A 19,254-nucleotide genomic window follows, 5' to 3' on the forward strand; every position below is an offset into this window, starting at 1 on the left:
CAAGATATTCCGAGCGGCGTTATGGTCGAAGTCATGTTTGGCTCCGCAGGTGAGGCATATCCACTAAAACAGCGTGACAGGCACCGTATCATAATTTTCCGCTAAAAGTGGACAGTTTTATCTCTACTATTCTTCAAGGGCACGATGTTCCTCCAGCTTCTCAATCTCTTCTACAGGCAACTCTGTCAGTTCGTGAATCGTCTGTACGTCGTAGCCCTTCGCGAGCATCTTTTTCGCAATATGGCGCTTTTCTTGCTGCAGGCCTTGTTGTAATCCTTGTTGTAGTCCTTGCTGTAACCCTCGCTCTACTCCTTCTTTTAAGCCTTTTTCTAACGCTTTTTTCTCATATGAAATGATTAACTCCAACACTTGTTCTTTTTCTTTCGTTTCCATTTCATTCACCTCATTTCGCAATTGTTGTTCTTCCTCATCCGACAGTTTCACATATGTTTCAAAAAAGCCGATTAATAATCGCTGCTTGGCTTCGTCTAATTCCATGCGTACGATCATGCGTAAAAACTGCTTTTTCAGTTCTACCCGTTCACTTTCAGTATACCCCATTTTGCTTAACAGCGCAGCGGCGATTGGGTTATCGTGGCGAATGTAATCACGCCAGTTTTGCTTGCGCAACTCCACAGTAAGAAATCGGAATTGGAGTACATCGAAAAACGGAAATTGGAGCGTAAACGGGGAAGGTTCATGGCGAAGATAGTCGTAGCTAAATACGGCAATCGGCAACATACGCTTTCGGTATTTTTCAAACAAGCGGCTAAAGTAAATAAACATTCGTTCGGGAAACGATGGCTGCACGTAGCTTTGATTTTCGATATGGACGATAATCAAGCCATCTTCCCCTTTTAATTTTGTTTCCACCAGCACATCGACGCGATACTTCTCCCCCGCCGTCACATCGGTAAACAATTCCTCCGACAAAAACGACACATGCTGAAAGTCGATATGCTCATGCACATGCGGGAAAAAGAGAAGAAGAAACTCTTCAAAAAACGTTGTAATCAGCTCCTTAAACAATCGATCATGGTCAACCGCCATATATGCACCTCGCTTTCTGTTTTGTTGCATATGTTCGACAAAAGTGGCGATGTTCCTGCTTTGGAAGTGAAAAAAACAGAGAGGCAATTTGACTCTCTGTTTCTATGAAACTGCACCGAACTTCGGGGTGTGACAGGCACGCAACCAATAATGCAACACAGACATCGTACCAAGTTACAAATCTTCTAATCTTCTTGTTCGTGTTCGATAGCCACCCTTTCTGCTTCCCATTCATAATGCTCTGCCAACTTTCTAATTTCTGCTGCAAGACGATAATATCCGGCATTTTCTATACTTTCAGCCTTGTGCCTATATTGTTTAGCAAGTTTCAGCTCTTCTTTTCCTGTTGGATCTACCCAATACACACCGCGGGAATTAAACATTTGCGTGCAAAAACCTTTTCTCATTTGCTCTCCGTCCTTACTGTTTAAAACCTCAGCCACCACTCTATGGATCCATAATCCATCAGGATCAGCCGGAGAATATGTAAGGACTTTTCCAACATGTTGCATTGCAACCTCAATATGACCTGATTCTGTACATGCTGCTTTGACATATTCCAGCCAATGAATAAAATCTTCTTTCGAGAAGCTACCATCTGACTTCACTCCAGGAGGCGTTCGCCACATACCAAGTAATCGATAGGCATTTGACGCCATCAACTTTTCTTGTTCAGTCGGCTCTATATTATGATCAGCCTCCCTTTTTGATCGATAAATAAGAGCTATTATTTCACAAAAAAACCGTGGTTCGGATGCTAGTTTTTCTTCCAGCGTCTTTGGTGAAACTTCATCTCTTGAATCTAAAATCGGCAAATATGCCCATTCAACTCTGCATAAGTCATCTTTTACAATATCCGGATCATTTTGTAACACTTTGATAACCTCCACAATTTCATATCTGCTTATGGAATAGACGGTTTCATTTGAAGAAATGGCTTCTAAAAGCGCCTGTATGGCTAATTTTTGATTCAAAGGTCTTTTTTCCAAAATACCTCCATAATATAAACAGTCAATAGCTGCTAGCGGTCTACTGTGCTCAATTAATTTTCTTGCAACAAATTCAAGATGAGCAGCTGATTCGAGACGACCTACATTTACCCTGCTCCAATACTCTATCTCGTCATCCCCAAGCAATGTGTTTACGCGATCCCATGTCTCTGCCATAAAGGGAAGATATGAGAGAAAACATCCTATTTGAACATTTGTCCAATTTTTATAGTCTAATCTATCGACCCATGTCCATCCTTGCTCTGAATATCGCTGCCAAACATAGCTTCGCACGAACTGGACAATCTGTAGATTATCAGTATTCAGCGCATTTGGAAGAATGAGTGAATCAATTTCCTTCACCGCCATGCTAGCAAGAGTTTTTCCCACTTTTATCGGTGATTCTACCTTTCTCACAAGTTCATATATTGCATCTATCCCCCCATATTCTAGCACATCTTTTATTGCCTGCTGACGTTGTTTTTCAACCTCTGGTTCTTGGTTCTTTCTAAAATCCCGCTCGTTAAATAGCCAACGATACAAGTATATCGGGTTCGTTGGAGTAAATAACTTAGCGACATTTTCAATTTGAGAAACCGAATCAAGACTAAGCGCCCAATCCTTATCACTAAAAGCTTTATGTCTTTGAGTAAGCTTAACTAACGCTGTCCAAATATGGTTCCTATCATTTTCCGATATGCTATCTATCATATCTTTAGACGAAAGATACTCTAACGCTTTATCAAAAGATACTGGTGGAAGATGATCAAAGTGTTCAATAAGTTCAACCAGTTTAAAAAGATCACTTTTGGCCATTTCGACAGCCAAATCTGCATAAATAGAAACTTGCTGCCAATACTCATCACGAGTCACTTTATTTTCTGTGTGCTCTAACGTAGTTTTACGCCAAAGAGGCTTATGAGAACCTATAGACGTTGTGCGTTGATTCGGAAGCAAGTTTAACAATAATCTCCATGCAATATCAGGAACTTCTCGCCGAAGTATTTGAAGCGCTACCTTCCTCTTTTCGATCGGTGCAGTTGTTTGCGGAAGCCAGGGCAAAAAAATAGTCGTCAACGAATTTATAGGGCGATTGGTATACGTGCCACCAGGGTCGCGAGATGCGAGTTCACCTAAAACGACAGAGGTTCGAACTAAAAACTGCTCGTCCCACGCAAGTGTTTCCAATGCCCAAAGCAATCCTGCAACATAACTGCCACCCATAATTCCGTTTCCCTCTTGTAAAAAAAGCTCATCGAATGGGCAAGGAGTCTGTTGTAATGCATTCTCAACAGCTTGCAAAAATTCATCCGGTGCCGCTTCTGCAAGTAATGGAAGCAAATCGTTCAAGCTTCCCCAAAGTACCCAATCCGCATTCTGCAAAACATCTCTGACTACTGTTGCTGCAACGGCATCCGCTTTACCTAAGGAACAGTTGGGTAAATTATCTGCATGAGTTCCAAGAAGCGCAAGCGTCTCTGCGATTCCCTTCCGTAAAGAATCTGAGTGCTTCAATACTTTATTGTAAATATTCGCAGCAAACCGATTTTCCGGCGGTAATTCAAACTTAGGGTGTCGCTCAGTAAGAACAGCCACAGCACATTGTTTAAAATTATCCAAATGACGGTCAAAAATGCGAGAACCCAATTCCTCCAATAATTCTTTTCTCTTTGTAACATTCCATATTCCATTTTTTAAAACGACAGGAGCATCAGGAGTATGAATAATATCTTGAATCTTATTGATCCAGTCATGATACATTTCTCTAGTAAGGCTCGAAATGATTTTAAGATCTCCCTCAGTCTTTTCGTTCCATGAACCAATAAGGTTCGCAAATGCTAAAGATGACGCATATTCAAGACGCCCCCATCCTTTCTCTCTAGCTGGTAACAAAGCGGGCGCCAAGAAATTATTAGGAATCGTTCTTGGAATCGGCCTTTGAAACAATGTGAGAATATCATCAGGCATACAGTCGATTGTTACAAAACCGGCATTTTCGTTTTTCCATTCCACCAAATTCACAATCCTTGCCCAAATATCTTGGACACGGTCTACAGAGTACTGTCCTATTAGAGAATGCAACAACGAGAGCGTTACCCCTTCAATATCGAGATCATAGATAAGTAAATGAAAGCTTTTCAAAAATCTCCATAACTGCTCGTCTGTAACATCATTATGATTATTGGCAGCTTTTAAATGGCTTTTAAAAACCTCGAGCTTACTCCTTTGGTCTCCTCCTGAAAACTTAGAAAGATCTACCCTCTGAATAAAATCCTCTGCGCTTTCCGAGTTTTGAGCCTGTCTAAGCAAATCACGAACACCGCGGGTATCTTTAGCGCTAAGCGGACCTGTAATAAGTGCTATAGCGTCTGTCCCTTCAGTAAACAGACCTTTTTTATTGAAATCACTCCAAGCTGCCCGCATAACTTCACCAAACTCACGACTTCCGCTAGTAATGTCAATAGAACGTTTAATTTGGCATAAAAGTTTTGCTTCTTTGTTAGTCTCTAGCTGTTTCGTGTAAACGATGAGATCATCAATATCAAAGTTTTGATATTTCCCTTGAAACTTAATTTTGCAAATAGGCCATGTCGGCAAACAAGGAGCAAAACCGCCTGTAAGCATTAGAAGCACAAACGATGCCTGAACACGATTTTCAAAATGAATACCGAGCCCTCCAGTTGATGAAGGATTGCTAATTTGTTTCATGAGGTTGTCCATAACACAATCCCCCTTTAAAACTGTTATCTATTAGAATAAACAATTTAAAACGTCACTTATGTGCAAAAGAGCCCACTCTATATGTGTCGAGTGAGCTTCTAGATTATAGTTTATTTAGATTTTAGCACTTCCTTTAACAACTCAATCGCATGCTCATCGTTCGGATCATTTGTGCCAAGCTCGCCGCGGAAGGCTTGGGAGAGGATGGATTGCTTTAATAAATCGAGCTTTTCTTCAACTTCTAAAACCATTTCTTTTTCACGATCTAAGTTACTTAACAAAAAATCCACTTTCTCAGCAATACGTTTTTGTTCATTATATGGTGGTAGCGGAAAAGGAGCTAAAAGAATGTCTTCCCGAGAAATACCTGGTATTACTCCTTTTGATTTCTCTTTTAGTACTTGCACATAAGTTTGGATAAAAATTTTCAGATACCGCCCATACACACCTTCCATAGGTCTTAAACCCATTATTTGTCTGCTTAAATGACACTCTTCCACTTCTTGAATAACTACTTTTCCCACAGTCCCCTTTACTGACAAAAGGATATCACCTTTTTTACCAACAACTGATGGTTTTGTGATCCACCTTTCAATTATTAACGTATCATCCATTATATTACTTGCTCCCATAATATACGGAACACCTACGCCGTCATTGTTGCATTCTTTTACACTAACATCGCGACCAGAAATTAACTCAATAACTTCCCCTAGTCTTACCCAAATCCAATTCTCAGGAATATTATGGCGTAATTCGTCAAGACCTAAAATTGGAAGATTTTTTTCTTTATGAATTTTCTTTTGTTTGACCAAAAAATCTCTTTTCATTTTGATATATTCCAACAATATATCTGCTGAATCATCTAGAGAACTTTGTTTAACTAATTCTCCCCTTATAGCCCTATCCAAGATCGCCGCCCTTCTTAGTTCAACCGATTCCTTCACTTCCTCAATCAACCGCTTCGCTTCATCAATTTTCGCAAACAGCCGCTCGATTTTATCAACAATGCGTTTTTGTTCGTTGAGAGGCGGCACAGCAATTGGATACATCTCTACGTCTTTCGGCTTTGCTCTGGTAAGAGATCCACCTACTCCTGAGACATTAGAAGTGATTAATTTTCTAAAGTACGGTGATTTTAGCAAAAATAATAAGTATTTTGGATAAATTACTTGACTCTTACTAACTACAATCCATTCCGTAGAAGCTAGTTGTCTGTATTTGCCTTTGCTATTCGAAACAATCCATACTCGGTTGATTCTAGGGTTAATTTTACATAAAAGAATTTCGTTTTCTTGTACAAGTTGCTTGTTAGAGCCAATTTCTTTTCCTTTGACATACTCAGGCTCGTCCAGATCATAGCTCGGTACGCTATACAGTTCAAAAATTTCCTCACCGTAATCTCTAGGATCTATATTTCTTTTCTCATTTTTATTTATAGATTTTAACCTCACCCACACCCAATTCTCCGGCACTTGATACGGTTGTTCGTCTTCCGGGACTAGTGCTTCTTTTAGTAGCTCGTCAATTGGTTTTTGTTTTGTTTTGCTCATTTTTTCAGCACCTCAGATGTTTCTGCTACTTTTAATGTGTCATTCGATGGTTGGTAGCTGTTCGGTTGTTCAACCGCTTTTAGTTCAGCGATGACTTCGTTTAATAAAGAAATCGCTAATTCGAGTTTTTCGACAGCTTCTTCGGCTGATTCGATTGGGTCTGGTAAGTTTTCGTAAATCGATAGCGATTCGTCGGCAATTAAGCCGATGTCTAAGCTGTCGCCTTTTTTCGCAATTTCTTCGCGCGTGAATACGTTCCAGCGTTCATCTTGCACTTGATGGCGATCTTCCGCTGTATACGCGTTAATAAAATCGGCGAAATGTTCTTTCGTGAGCGGATTGCGTTTTCCAAACGACGGCATGTTTGTCCGCAAATCGTACACCCATACTTCTTTCGTATTGCCGACATCGCTTGTGCCGCGCGTGAAAAATAAGACGTTCGTTTTTACCCCTTGGGCGTAAAAAATGCCCGTCGGCAAACGTAAAATCGTATGGAGCTCACATTTATCCATTAAATCCCGGCGAATATCTGCCCCGACTCCGCCTTCAAACAAGACGTTATCTGGCACGACGACGGCTGCTCGCGCTTTTCCGTTTGGTTTGAGCGCACGATAAATGTGCTGCAAGAAATTCAACTGTTTGTTCGATGTCATAAACGTAAAGTCTGTTCTCGTCGCGCGTTCGCCGCCCTTTTTCGTTCCAAACGGCGGGTTTGTTAAAATGACATCATAGTTTTTCAAGCTTTCCCCTAGCGATGAAAGCGTATCGCCTAATACAATTTCCCCATGAATGTCATGAAGCAGTGCATTCATGACCGCAAGGCGATGCGTATCTCGGACAAGCTCTACGCCGGAGAACGCTTTATATTTTTGAAACTCTATTTCTTCTTGCGACAAATCAAAATAATCGTCCGTTTGCTTGCGAACGTGGCGATCGGCGGCAATCATAAAACCAAACGTTCCTGCCGCTGGGTCGTGGCAACGTTCCCCTGGCTGTGGATTCACTAATTCCACAATGACCTCAATGAGCGGGCGAGGCGTAAAATATTGCCCCGCTCCTGACTTCACTTCGTTCGCGTTTTTCTCTAAAAGCCCTTCGTACAAATCGCCTAGTCCTTCTTGTTTTGCATTGTACCAATCGAGACTATTAATCGATTGAATGATTTTTTCTAAGTTTTTCGGCTCACGAATGTTCGAAGCAGCGTCTGTGTAAATTTGCTTTAACAATTCATTTTCTTCTTTTCCTAATGCAAGTAAAAGCTGTTGATAATGGTCTTTCAACTCAATGCCGCTTTTTGTCACGAGCGAATCCCAGCGATACGCTTCTGGGATCATATACTCTCGCCCTGTTTCTTTCATCATTTTTAAAAACAGCAAATACGTGAGTTCTGTCACGTATTGATGGTACGTAATTCCATCGTCACGAAGAACGTTACATAAATTCCAAAGCTTTTGGACAATTTCTCGGTTGTTCATCTAAGCTTGCTCCTTTTTTGGGTGATAGTTATATAAGTTGACGTTAATTTCGCGGACAATTTGCGCGAGTTGTCCGTCGAAAATTTTGTTAATTTGCTTAAATCCGCCATGGCTCTTAAATGGCTCGTATTCGAACGCTTTTTCTGGATCGGGGTGAAGGACGTATTCTTGCAACAGCTGCTTTTCGATGCGTTCAAGCCATTTCTTTTGCACCGGCGGCCATGCTTTCATTTGATAAATTTTCTTCATCGCGTTTTTAATTCGTTCTTCATGGCTAATGAGCGGGTCGCCTAATGCTTGCTGGCGAATGAAGGCGATAATATCTGCGGCGATGTCTTCGTTTTTCGCTTCTCTCCATGCCGCTTGTAGCTTTTTCTCAGAAAATCCTTTCTGGTCTAATTCAAGTAAAAGCTTTTTTAACTCTTCCCTTGTTAATTCGGTAGGGCGTTGGCAAACGACCATGAGTGCAGGGATTTTGTTCATATTGTTGCGAATAAATTCGCCAAATGACTGCAAATAATCGTCTGGCTTTTCTGCGTTGCCGTATCCGCGTTTTACTTCAATTAGTTCATCTTCATGATTCGAAATAAATTGCTTATTTTCTCGGTAGCGATTTTCGTCCATATAGCGGAACATTGATTTGTACTCTTTTAATTCTACAGGTAATTGTTCCGGCTGCAAGTCTTTTATCCAATCAATAAATTCATCGACCGTTTTTCCGCCAGATAGCACGTGAAAGTCTTGGTGTTGACGCTCTGACCATGTTTTCTTTTTCCGCTGTATTTTCGCGATAATTTGTTCTTTTTGGTATTGGAGATGTTCTTGTTTCTCCATTTTCTCTAATTCTTCGACGAGTTGTGTTAACGAGATATTCGGTCGTGTCACTACTGGTTTCATACTTGTATACGGTTTTAACGACTCATAAATGCCAACGGCGTCGAAAATGTTGAAATGGTCTTTTTTAATCTCGTCGCATTTTCTCGTCGCGCGTCCTAGCATTTGCTCGTACAGAATGCGCGAACGAACTCGGCGCAAAAATACAAGGTTGGTAATGGCTGGTACGTCGATGCCTGTTGTTAATAAATCGACCGTCACGACAATGGTTGGGTATTTTTCATTTTTAAAGCGGCGAATGGCGCCAGAAGGGTCTTTAATCGAACCCGTAATTTTCATAATGGCTTGATCTTCGACTGCCCCATATACTTTTTCAAATTCTTCTTTTAAAATGCGCACGACTAAATCGGCATGATCGTCCGTCGCTGCAAAAATTAACGTTTTTCCTTCATCGTCAGGGGAAATGTATTTCGTCAACTCACGAATAATGACACGGTTAAAGCTTTCGGTAATGACTTTTGTATTAAAATGTGCCACGTCGATATTCACTTCGTCTTCTAAATACTCTTGCGAAATCGTTCCCGATACCGTGTCGTACACATCGACCGTTTCCCCTTTTGTCCACGTAATCCCTTCTTTTTTTAGCACCGTCTCAAATTGGTAAGGAGGTTCGTGATCGACTAAATATCCGTCAATAACCGCTTCCCGATACGAATACGTGAACACAGGGGGACCGAAAATTTCGGTCGTATGCAATGCTGGCGTCGCTGTTAACCCAATGCGAACGGCGTCAAAATAGTCCAGTACTTTGCGGTATTTGCTTACATAATCTTGATGGTCGCGGAATTGTAGTTCCACTTCATCCATTTCTTTATCTAACGTATATCCACGATGGGCTTCATCGACAATAATGCAATCGTATTGGTCAATTGGCGGAACATCTTCTGCCCGATCGTTATAAAAAATGCGTTTTAACATTCCTTGCACCGTCGCGATGTGCACTCTCGTTTCGTTGTCTGGTTTTTGGTCGTACAACGACTGCAAATGATAAATTTCCGTAAACGTCAAGAAGTTTTCGAGCTTACTTTCTTTAAATGCCCCTTCGGCTTGCTCGCCTAACGCTTTTCTATCCACGAGAAATAAAACACGGCGGAAACGGTTTGCTTTAATTAATCGATAAACTAACCCGATCGCCATTCTCGTTTTCCCTGTTCCTGTCGCCATCGCAATTAAAATGCTGCGCTTTTTCTCTTCGAGCGCTTTTTCGACCGCTTGAATTGCTTTTACTTGATAAGGGCGCAATTTTAAATAGTCGAACTTTTCATCGCGCAAAAGCTGCTCGGAACGTTCAATATCTTGTTTGAGCAAATCTTTTAATCCTTGCGGCGTATACCATCCTTGCAGTGGGCGCGGATGGTTCGTTGATTTTCGCGCATCTAAAAACCAAATGCCTGATTTTTGTTCCAACTGTTTTAAATAAGGTCGCCCGTTTGTCGCAAAGAGAAATGGAACAAAATAATCGCCCCACGGTTCGTGAATGATTTCATTACCGTGGCGAACAATCGATTTTGCATATTCTTTCGCCTGTTCAATATCGGATGGAATATCTTTGCTCGCCCGCTTTGCTTCAATGATTCCAACCAATTCAAGCCCAACAAATAAAGCATAATCGGCGTAGCCATTTCGTAACGGCCATTCAGCAATCGCCATATTTCGCCCTTTTTGTGGACGAGCTCCTTTGGAAAATCGCAATTTCTCCGAATCGGCATCCCAACCTGCTTCTTGCAGTTGCTGGTCAATAAGGATGCGCGTTTCCGCTTCGGTCAATTCCAAATCGATAACCGCCCGCTGCGAAAGTTCACGGCGTTTTTGTTTCTCTTCACTCGAGACATATAGCTGTTCTTTGCGTATTTTCTCAAGTTCTGTTTCTAGCTGAGAAAGTTTTTGCTCATACGACTGAATCACGCGCTGCAGTTCTTCTTCTTGCATTTTAACACGTGGTACTGGCTCGACGTATGCTGGTGGTTGAAATGACCAATCGCCGTACACTTCCATAAACCAAACAGCGATGCGAAATGCCATATGTAATAACGCTTTTGCTTCCTCTACTTCCCCATAGCTTGGGTTATGTACCGCTAAATTCCCTTTCAAACGAATGACCGTAAATAAGTCGTATATTTCTTTTGGGATGATTTGTTCATAAAAAAGCACTTTGAGTCTTTCTTGCTGATCCGTTCCTTTTTCTTCGCGAATCTCTTCCAGTGCTAAAATATACTTTGTAATTGTTTCGGCAAATTTCCGAAGTTCGCTGATTGTTACATTTGGGTTTTCATATACGTTGCGTTCTGCCGTTTCCCCAACTCTTGCAAGCACTTCCCACTTTTCTTCTAAAAAGCGAAAGTTATGCGACATATATACCCCACCATTCTTTATTATTCATTCTTCTACTATCACGTTATTAGTTTCATTTTACCATATATTTTACATTTTGTAATCAGATACGACATTTCCTGCCTTGTTTTCTTTTGTCTAATCAGTTTACATAATATATATTATTGTCGTATGAAAAATAATGTAATTATGTTAGTGAAACAAAAAATCCATAGCCCCTCCCGCTATGGATCCACTCCATTCAGAAAACTTCAGGCGGGTTGGCACTCTCGCATCCCCACCACGGGCGATGGCTGCCTGTTCCATCCTCTCAAATCTTTTCCTAACTTATTCATATACAAACATTCCCACATCTGTTATACATAATCCTCTTTTATTTCTCAATCGTAACCGTGCAAATGCTTTTTAACATCTCTTAAAAAATTTACGAATCGTTCACATACTGTTCTTCCACTAAATCATCAAGCCATTTTGGAATCGTTAACGTCTTTTTTATAGCTAAGCTTCCATTTCGTGTCGAAAAGTCGGCATCCATACTTCAATAAAGACAACGGTTTTATTATTTTTGTATGGAATGTCCGACAATTTTGAAGGATTCGGAATGACTTCATTCTCCTGTTCTAATCCGTATAAATGCAGTGCCAATGCCTCTTTTGCCATTTGCAGCGCTTCCTCTTCTGTATCGCCACACGTGAAACATCCAAGAAGATCAGGGAATTCCACAGATATCCCGTCACTGTCATCATCGAAAATAGCCGGATAAATATAGCGGTCTTTTTTCATATGCACTGTCCTCTCTATTGGAGCATAGATTTGTTTCAATGGCCAATGTAATACACTATGTCATGATCCTCTTTTAATGCTGTGGATGAACTCCTTATTGATCAACCTCCGATCATCTACAATATCCAACAGTTCATCGTGCGGACGAATGTCGTCGCTTTCATCAGAATAATAGAGAGTAATATGCACCCCTTCTGATTGTGCAATTTGCAACGCTGGCAAAAAGTCGCTATCCCCTGTTAAAAGAGCTGCATGCGTAATCAGTTTTTTCGTACTATGCATCACTAAGTCTGTCGCTAGCATAACATCGACACGCTTTTGCTCGAACACAGGAAAACCGCGATCATCAATACCGCGGAATGCAAGTTTTCCTTCTCGAACAGTGAAGCTTTCTAGCCTGTTCAATCTTTTGAAAAAACTTTGAGCATTGGAAAAATACTCTTTTTCCTCTAAAGATGGGTTTGGAGATTGATAAGGGAGACAGTGATAGTAGTACGTTCTTAGAAGCAAGTGGTCGTTAGCCATAGCTGCAGCAAGCTTACCATAATCAATTTTTGCTTTTTCATGCCATTTCAATACGTTGTCAAGATACCCGCCATCAATAAATAAGGCGATTCGTGAATACAAAAACATCCCTCCCCACATGAAAAACAAAAGGAGCGACACGATGCCGCTCCCTTCTTGACCTGCCATCCATACGAACGACAGCGTTTATTCTATGCACAATTATACAACAAAAACACGACATGTCAACACACACCATCCTTGTCACGTAACGAGCTCGCCTATTGCATAGTGGTAAAACAAAAATCTATAGCCCCTCCCGCTATGGATCGACTCCATTCACAAAACTTCAGGCGGGCTTTCACTCCCGCATCTCCACCAAGGGCGATGACTGCCTGTTCTTCTGGACGCTTTGTGTGATTTTTATATATTACGTCGGTATTGTCAATCATTCATGACACCCCAAGCCATGCATGCACGAGAAAAAAACAAAGGCTCTTCACCACAAGTGTTCAATTTCGCAATTTTGTGTACGTCTGATGTTAGGGTCAACTTTCCATCGGCACCCCCTCTTCATACCAAGAGAGCTTTTTTCTTTCAAGTCCCCGAAAACCTTTCTAACAAGAATGTTTTCTTACCTTGATTAAAAGAGAAGAACCCGATTCAGCTTCCTCTCCCCCTTCTCTATTCCTTCAACTTCACCGCTGTACCTGTCGCGATGCACATCATCATGCCATCGCGCAACGTTTCAAAATCAAGATCGACACCGATTACTGCATTTGCCCCCATATTGCGCGCTTTTTTCACCATTTCTTGCACAGCCATTTCACGTCCTTCTGCTAACTTGCTTTCATACGTTCCACTTCGCCCACCGATAATGTCTGTAATGCTCGCTAAAAAATCACGAACGACATTCGCCCCTAAAATCACCTCACCAGACACTAACCCGAGATATTGTTCAATTTGTTTTCCTTCGATGCTGTTTGTTGTTGTAACGATCATGTAAAACGACCTCCTGTGTTTATTCAACTTGTTTTTAATAGGATAACTCCGAAAAGAATAAAAATAATCCCCATCACTTTTTTGGCACTCATTATTTCCTGAAACAAGAAAAATCCGACAAGTGAGATGAATACAATACCTAACCCTGACCAAATGGCATAAGCAACTGATACATCAATTCCTTTCAAAGCTACAGCAAGTGCCGTAAAGCTAACCCCATAACTAATTATCATCGTTACCGTTGCCCACACATTGGTAAGACCGTTCGACCATTTCATTGCAGTCGTCCCTAAAACTTCGAATACAATTGCGACCGACAAATACAACCAATACATATCCCTTTCATCTCCTAATCATACGATCAGGAAAGTCAGTCATGACTGCTTTCACGCCACTTCCGATCAGCTTGTTAAGCAATGATGCCTCGTTAATTGTGTATACACAAGTATCTATCTCTTGCCTTACTTTCTCCCCTTCTGCTGAAATAAAAAATGTCCAGTCGACGTGAACTTCTTTTACGTCTAACGACCGAGCAACATCTAATACATTTTGCTCAGTTCCTTCCACTAACAGGGCAAGGTTGATGTCTTTCGCGAGTTGCCGCATCTTATATAGACTCTGAATAGAAAAAGATGAAATAATAACACGATGGGTCCATGAACGATATGAATCCAGCAACGTTAGTAACTTTTCCTCCATCCCATCATATCGAATTATACCATTTTTTAACTCAATGTTCAAAACAATTGATCTCTTTTGATTAGCTAGCCACTCTAAAACATCTGTTAATGCTGGAATGCGTTCTCCTGCAAAACGTGGATGAAACCAGCTTCCTGCGTCAAAACGACAAAGTTGACGATAAGAAAAGTCTTTTACATAACCAATTCCGTCAGTCGTTCGTTCAATGCGTTCATCATGAATGACCACTAACTCCCCATCTTTCGTCATTTGCACATCTAGCTCTATGCCATCTACACCTAAATCATACGCCTGTTGAAAGGCGATCATTGTATTTTCAGGATATTCACCGCTGAATCCTCGATGCGCATAAATGTACATGACAACTTCACCTCTCACATGATGAAAGGATGCCCTCAGTGGGCACCCCTCTTATCTTTTTTTCGCCATTTCTAGCTCCCGGTTAATTTCATTTGCCGCTCGTTCAAGTGCTTCCTTTGGGTCAACACCTTGATATAGACTTTCCATTGCGCTTACAATTTTTTGGCGAGCTTGTGGAAAGATAGAAATTAATGCCCCTTGGGTAGCTGGTGTTGCTTTTGTTTCCTTTAATTGATTTACCGTCACCATCAACTGAGGATATTTCTCCCACTGCTCTTTCACAATTGGTAAATCATATGCAGATGGATTAACCGCAAAATAGCCCGTATTCACATGCCACTTCGCTTGCACCTCTGGTGTTGTCACATATTTCATGAACTCCCACGCTGCTTTTTTCTTCTCCTCGTCTACATCTTTCATCAACCACAATGAAGCTCCTCCGATAATGACACCTTGCCGCTCCACGTCGTCTGGAATCGGTAAATAGGACACTCCTACTTGAAACGGCGCACTATCCACAATCGTCCGTACCCCAGCTGATGAATCTAGATACATAGCCATTTTCCCTGATTGAAAAGCTGCACGCATGTCATCCCAATTTTGGCCTACATTATAAAAAGTACCCTCGTTATACATATCATAGATTAATTCAAATACACGTAGCCCTTCCTTTCCGTTAAAAGCTACTTCTGTTGCCTCACCTTTTCGACCATTTTCCTCATTCACATAAAGGCCACCTTGAACAGCTAGCATCTGTTCAAAAAACCAACCGTAATTTAAAATCGAAAATCCGTATTTGCCGTCTTTCGTTAACTGTTTTGCGGCCGCCTTCAACTCACTATATGTCATTGGTGGTTTTTCAGGATCCAAACCTGCCTCTTTAAAAGCATCTTTATTGTAAATGAGTACTGGAGTCGACGAGTTAAATGGCATAGAATAAATTGTTCCATTTACTGTATAGTAGTTGACAATGTTTTTTTCCCATTGTGATACGTCATATCCTTCTTCATCAATAAACTTTTGAACAGGCTCGATTTTTCCGCTTTCAATCATGTATTTTGTTCCGATCTCAAATGTTTGCATTAAAGTCGGAGAGTCTTTTGTTCCTGCTACCGCATTGAACTTAGTTAACGCTTCTTCATACGTCCCTTGAAATACAGGCTTTACTTCAATTGTTGATTGTGAAGCATTGAAATCAGCAACTATTTCATTTAACGCCTTTTCCAAGTCCCCACTCATCGCATGCCAAAATACAACTTCTGTTTTTTGGACTTGTTGTTCTTCACCTTTTTGATCATTTGTTTTTGATACCGTTTCGTCGCTTCCGCTGTTACATCCAACTAAAGTTGATGCAATAAGCAAAGTAGATATCCACTTTTTCACTATGTTTTCCCCCTATTCATTATTTGATTGCTCCTTGCATTAAACCTTTTTGTAGTTGCTTTTGTCCGATAAATATCAAAATTAATGTTGGCAAAATGATAATCATAACTGCAGCCATCACCACCCCCCATTCAGTAGCCATTTCTTGAGTTTGCATTTGCTTTAAACCAATTTGAACGGTACGCACACTCTCATCATTCGTCACAAGAAGCGGCCATAAGTACATGTTCCATGTCGTTAAGAAGCTGTAAACTCCTAAAGTCGCTAAACTCGTCTTCGACAGCGGTAAAACAACATACCAAAAAAAGCGAAAATGTTTCATTCCTGACACTTGTGCTGATTCATACAATTCAAACGGAATCGTCTTAAAGTGTTGACGGAGTAAAAAAATACCGAATGCTGATGCAAAAAAAGGAATTGTCAAACCAAGATAGTTATTTGTCCATCCAAAAGATTGGACGGTCAAATAATTTGGAATAACCGTCGCTTCCCAAGGAATTAGCATTGTTAAAATGGTTAGGAAAAACAAAAGATCTCTCCCAGGGAAACGAAGAAATACAAATGCAAATGCTGCCAAACTAGAGACAACTAGCTGCCCAACCATAACGATGAAGGAGACAACAAAGCTGTTCCATAAATAACGACCAAGGGGAACTTTTTCAAAAGCTATAACATAATTTTTAATTGACCAAGTTGTTGGCCACCATTTCCCCTGTAATAACTCCGCGCCGCTTAAAAAACTAATTAAAAATGCATATCCAATTGGAAACATCATGATGATGGTACAAATAACCAATATTGCATATAGACTAATTTTTTTAATTAGAAGGCTCACTGGTAATGCACCTTCCTTTCAGCAGAAGTAAATTGTACAACAGTCACAATTAAAACGATGAAAAACAAAACAATTGCCTGGGCGCTCGCAAATCCGAAGTTGTAATTAACGAATGCTTCGCGGTAGATAGAATATACAAGAACTGTCGTTGTGTTCATTGGCCCCCCTTTCGTCAATATGTCAATTTGTCCGAACGTTTGAAAAGCGTGAATGAGCGAAACAGTTATAACGAAAAACAAGGTGGGGGACAACAGCGGCAACGTAATTCTCCATAGTTGATACAAACGACTCATCCCTATAATTTCTGCACTTTCATACAATGTAGAATCAATATTTTGTAACCCACCCAACAAGATTAAAAAGGCGAATCCGATATTCATCCAAACTGTAGCTGCGGCAACCGCCGCTAAAGCTGTATCTGGATTGAGTAGCCATTGCCGCTCTTCTCCACCGAGCGCGATTAAAATCTTGTTGATTACTCCGACGGCCGGGTTATACATAAACATCCAAATAACAGAAGAAGCTGCCACACTCATCCCTAACGTTGATGAAAAAAATGTACGAAACAACTGTATTCCTCGTAATTTCTCATTCGCCAAAAGAGCCAAACATAAAGAAATGATGACAGTTGGTGGTACGGTATATATCACAAACAAAAATGTCGCTTTCATACTTTCTTTAAAATTGCGATCTTCAAATAAATAAACGAAGTGCTCAAATCCGACATAAGTCGTTGGATTTCCTTGAAAATCTGTCATATGCATACTCAAATAAAGTGTGCGAACCATTGGATAAAATACAAAAATCGAGAATAGTAGCAAGGAAGGAAGAATATACATCCCCCCTTCAATAACTCGTTTCACCGTATGCGGCATAAGAATCTCCCTCCCTTTTCACTCTTTTTCCTTTGTCGTCAAAGAATATGATACGTTCGTCATCAATAGCGATTCGCACTTGCTGTCCTACTTCGATCTGATGTTGTCCATGCCAGCGTGCAATCCATTGATCATGTTCAGTCAATCTGAATGTGACAAGTGTTTCCGTACCTAATCTTTCGACATGGATGACTTCTAACAAAACATGAGGTTCGTGCGAATGAGCCAATCTAATGTGCTCCGGTCGAACACCAATTGTGACACACTCATTTGGAACATGTGCATCGCCAGCAATTTTCACAATCCATTCGTGTTGCAGTAAAAACGAGTCGTAAAGTCGCTGTACTTTTGCCATATTCATCGGGGGAGACCCTATGAACGAAGCAACAAACACATTATTAGGACTGTTGTACACTTGCAGAGGCTCTCCCACCTGCTGAATTCGTCCGTCACATAACACCATCATTCGATCAGACATTGTCATAGCTTCTACTTGATCATGTGTAACATAAATCATTGTCATACCTAATTGACGTTGCAATTGACGAATATATGTACGCATATGTGAACGCAATTTAGCATCTAAATTCGATAACGGTTCATCCATTAAGCAAATCGGAGTTTCTGCAACAATGGCACGCGCTAAAGCTACTCGCTGCCTTTGTCCCCCTGAAAGATGACGCGGCTTCTTTTTCATGTACTCCGTTAAACCGAGCATTTCTGATACTTCCAAACATTTTTTTCTTTTCTCTTTTTTCGACATTTTCTTCCCATACAAACCTAGTGCAATATTCTCTTCAACTGTTAAATGAGGGTATAAAGCATAATTTTGAAACACCATTGACAAATGTCTCTCACTTGGATGAGCAAAATTCATTTCCTTCCCAGCTATTTTCAATTGTCCTTCTGTAATTGTTTCTAATCCAGCAATCATTCGAAGTAATGTACTTTTACCGCAGCCTGAAGGTCCGACAAGCACAAAAAATTCTCCTTCTCGAATTTGTACGCTTATGTCATCAATGACAAATGTTTTTCCATCATACGATTTACGAACATTTACTAATTCAATCATTATATCCCCTCTTCTTCAAATAATTTCCATATTTCTGGATTTCCACTTGATACAGCTTGTGCTCCTTTTTGTATGGATTGTAATATTTGGTTTTTATTTTGAATTAATCCACCTGTAATAATTGGGATATTCGTCTTTTTGACTAAATACTCAATCATCTCTGGTACAATGCCGGGCATAACCTCCAACGCATCTGGAGCCACTTGCTGAATTGAATGCAAACCGTTCATCATTGCATCCGTATCTACTAAAAACAATCGTTGGATCGCCCACAACTTTTCTTTTTTTGCTAAATGAATAAGTGAGCTTTTTGTCGTGACAATTCCGTGTGGTCGGATAAATTTTGCTAAAAATTGCAATCCCTCTTTATCACAAGTAATACCCGGGATCTTTTCAACATGTATGAACACATAACGATCGTGCTCTTTCAACAAATCAACATATCGTTTTATGACGCTAATCGTTCCTGTTTGTAAAAATGCTGTTTTCCATCTCGTTTTCAGGAAATATTCCATATGCTTTGGATGCTTAATAGTTGCAATAAATTTTTCTTGTAGAAACATGCTTCTTCCCCCCTCACATAAACAAAAGAGAAACCGAAAACAACGGCAGAATAACCTCTACGCTGTTGTTATGGCTTCTCCTTTTCTCTACCTTTTTTGTATTCACTTTTCTTGCTTTTCATTTTAATTCTCTTTTGTTAATCGAATATCATATTTATTTAAATA

At 40.4% G+C, this 19,254-nt stretch carries 15 protein-coding genes; all 15 read right to left on the minus strand.

The features are described from left to right. Window positions 1-126 precede the first annotated feature (126 nt). The 15 genes from K1I44_RS11315 to K1I44_RS11385 all read right to left on the minus strand — a co-directional run bounded on the left by K1I44_RS11315 (window position 127) and on the right by K1I44_RS11385 (window position 19,089). Entirely contained in the window at window positions 127-1,050 is a 924-nt protein-coding gene (locus K1I44_RS11315; protein WP_219986178.1) for an Rpn family recombination-promoting nuclease/putative transposase, read from the minus strand. A 185-nt stretch (window positions 1,051-1,235) separates the two neighbouring features. Continuing rightward, window positions 1,236-4,760, minus strand: coding sequence for a hypothetical protein (locus tag K1I44_RS11320; protein ID WP_219986179.1), 3,525 nt, complete (start codon window positions 4,758-4,760; stop codon window positions 1,236-1,238). A gap of 110 nt (window positions 4,761-4,870) precedes the next feature. Then, a complete protein-coding gene (locus K1I44_RS11325) occupies window positions 4,871-6,313 on the minus strand; it encodes a restriction endonuclease subunit S (protein ID WP_219986180.1) in 1,443 nt (480 codons plus the stop codon). Then, the gene (locus tag K1I44_RS11330; protein WP_219986181.1) at window positions 6,310-7,788 is read right to left on the minus strand and encodes a class I SAM-dependent DNA methyltransferase; all 1,479 of its coding nucleotides are present in this window, start codon (window positions 7,786-7,788) and stop codon (window positions 6,310-6,312) included. The genes K1I44_RS11325 and K1I44_RS11330 overlap by 4 nt, the downstream gene beginning before the upstream one ends. Then, window positions 7,789-11,034 carry a type I restriction-modification system endonuclease gene (gene hsdR, locus K1I44_RS11335; RefSeq protein ID WP_219986182.1) on the minus strand — a complete coding sequence of 1,082 codons (3,246 nt, stop codon included), beginning with the start codon at window positions 11,032-11,034 and terminating at the stop codon, window positions 7,789-7,791. It lies immediately after the preceding gene. 477 nt (window positions 11,035-11,511) lie between these two features. Beyond that, complete coding sequence (locus K1I44_RS11340) at window positions 11,512-11,796, minus strand: type II toxin-antitoxin system HicB family antitoxin (RefSeq protein ID WP_255573390.1); 285 nt, start codon at window positions 11,794-11,796, stop codon at window positions 11,512-11,514. 60 nt (window positions 11,797-11,856) lie between these two features. Next, window positions 11,857-12,429 carry an NYN domain-containing protein gene (locus tag K1I44_RS11345; protein WP_255573391.1) on the minus strand — a complete coding sequence of 191 codons (573 nt, stop codon included), beginning with the start codon at window positions 12,427-12,429 and terminating at the stop codon, window positions 11,857-11,859. A gap of 555 nt (window positions 12,430-12,984) precedes the next feature. After that, on the minus strand, window positions 12,985-13,302 hold the full coding sequence (locus tag K1I44_RS11350) for a YbjQ family protein (protein WP_006321821.1): 318 nt from the start codon (window positions 13,300-13,302) through the stop codon (window positions 12,985-12,987). A 23-nt stretch (window positions 13,303-13,325) separates the two neighbouring features. Then, window positions 13,326-13,637 carry a DMT family transporter gene (locus K1I44_RS11355; RefSeq protein ID WP_219986183.1) on the minus strand — a complete coding sequence of 104 codons (312 nt, stop codon included), beginning with the start codon at window positions 13,635-13,637 and terminating at the stop codon, window positions 13,326-13,328. A 7-nt stretch (window positions 13,638-13,644) separates the two neighbouring features. Next, window positions 13,645-14,361: a glycerophosphodiester phosphodiesterase gene (locus tag K1I44_RS11360; RefSeq protein ID WP_219986184.1), complete on the minus strand. Its 717-nt coding sequence runs from the start codon at window positions 14,359-14,361 to the stop codon at window positions 13,645-13,647. A 51-nt stretch (window positions 14,362-14,412) separates the two neighbouring features. Beyond that, window positions 14,413-15,744, minus strand: a complete 1,332-nt coding sequence (locus tag K1I44_RS11365; protein ID WP_370627996.1) for an ABC transporter substrate-binding protein — start codon at window positions 15,742-15,744, stop codon at window positions 14,413-14,415. Window positions 15,745-15,763: 19 nt separating this feature from the next. Then, on the minus strand, window positions 15,764-16,519 hold the full coding sequence (locus K1I44_RS11370; protein WP_051157477.1) for a carbohydrate ABC transporter permease: 756 nt from the start codon (window positions 16,517-16,519) through the stop codon (window positions 15,764-15,766). Between the two features lie 56 nt (window positions 16,520-16,575). Continuing rightward, the gene (locus K1I44_RS11375; protein ID WP_219986185.1) at window positions 16,576-17,454 is read right to left on the minus strand and encodes a carbohydrate ABC transporter permease; all 879 of its coding nucleotides are present in this window, start codon (window positions 17,452-17,454) and stop codon (window positions 16,576-16,578) included. Continuing rightward, on the minus strand, window positions 17,426-18,526 hold the full coding sequence (locus tag K1I44_RS11380; protein WP_219986186.1) for an ABC transporter ATP-binding protein: 1,101 nt from the start codon (window positions 18,524-18,526) through the stop codon (window positions 17,426-17,428). The genes K1I44_RS11375 and K1I44_RS11380 overlap by 29 nt, the downstream gene beginning before the upstream one ends. After that, window positions 18,526-19,089, minus strand: coding sequence for a glycerol-3-phosphate responsive antiterminator (locus K1I44_RS11385; RefSeq protein ID WP_219986187.1), 564 nt, complete (start codon window positions 19,087-19,089; stop codon window positions 18,526-18,528). Before K1I44_RS11385 ends, K1I44_RS11380 begins: the two co-directional genes overlap by 1 nt. Between the last annotated feature and the right edge of the window lie 165 nt (window positions 19,090-19,254).

Source organism: Anoxybacillus sp. ST4 (assembly GCF_019448545.1).
In the GTDB taxonomy this organism is placed as follows: Bacteria; Bacillota; Bacilli; order Bacillales; family Anoxybacillaceae; genus Anoxybacillus; species Anoxybacillus pushchinoensis.

Excerpts from the sequence above, each read along its gene's own strand:
- K1I44_RS11360 (WP_219986184.1), bottom strand. The coding sequence starts at position 14,361 with ATGTACATTTATGCGCATCGAGGATTCAGCGGTGAATATCCTGAAAAT.
- K1I44_RS11330 (WP_219986181.1), bottom strand. The coding sequence starts at position 7,788 with ATGAACAACCGAGAAATTGTCCAAAAGCTTTGGAATTTATGTAACGTT.
- hsdR (WP_219986182.1), bottom strand. The coding sequence starts at position 11,034 with ATGTCGCATAACTTTCGCTTTTTAGAAGAAAAGTGGGAAGTGCTTGCA.
- K1I44_RS11375 (WP_219986185.1), bottom strand. The coding sequence starts at position 17,454 with ATGCCGCATACGGTGAAACGAGTTATTGAAGGGGGGATGTATATTCTT.
- K1I44_RS11325 (WP_219986180.1), bottom strand. The coding sequence starts at position 6,313 with ATGAGCAAAACAAAACAAAAACCAATTGACGAGCTACTAAAAGAAGCA.
- K1I44_RS11355 (WP_219986183.1), bottom strand. The coding sequence starts at position 13,637 with ATGTATTGGTTGTATTTGTCGGTCGCAATTGTATTCGAAGTTTTAGGG.
- K1I44_RS11315 (WP_219986178.1), bottom strand. The coding sequence starts at position 1,050 with ATGGCGGTTGACCATGATCGATTGTTTAAGGAGCTGATTACAACGTTT.
- K1I44_RS11370 (WP_051157477.1), bottom strand. The coding sequence starts at position 16,519 with ATGATGTTTCCAATTGGATATGCATTTTTAATTAGTTTTTTAAGCGGC.
- K1I44_RS11345 (WP_255573391.1), bottom strand. The coding sequence starts at position 12,429 with ATGTTTTTGTATTCACGAATCGCCTTATTTATTGATGGCGGGTATCTT.
- K1I44_RS11350 (WP_006321821.1), bottom strand. The coding sequence starts at position 13,302 with ATGATCGTTACAACAACAAACAGCATCGAAGGAAAACAAATTGAACAA.
- K1I44_RS11320 (WP_219986179.1), bottom strand. The coding sequence starts at position 4,760 with ATGGACAACCTCATGAAACAAATTAGCAATCCTTCATCAACTGGAGGG.
- K1I44_RS11340 (WP_255573390.1), bottom strand. The coding sequence starts at position 11,796 with ATGAAAAAAGACCGCTATATTTATCCGGCTATTTTCGATGATGACAGT.
- K1I44_RS11380 (WP_219986186.1), bottom strand. The coding sequence starts at position 18,526 with ATGATTGAATTAGTAAATGTTCGTAAATCGTATGATGGAAAAACATTT.
- K1I44_RS11385 (WP_219986187.1), bottom strand. The coding sequence starts at position 19,089 with ATGTTTCTACAAGAAAAATTTATTGCAACTATTAAGCATCCAAAGCAT.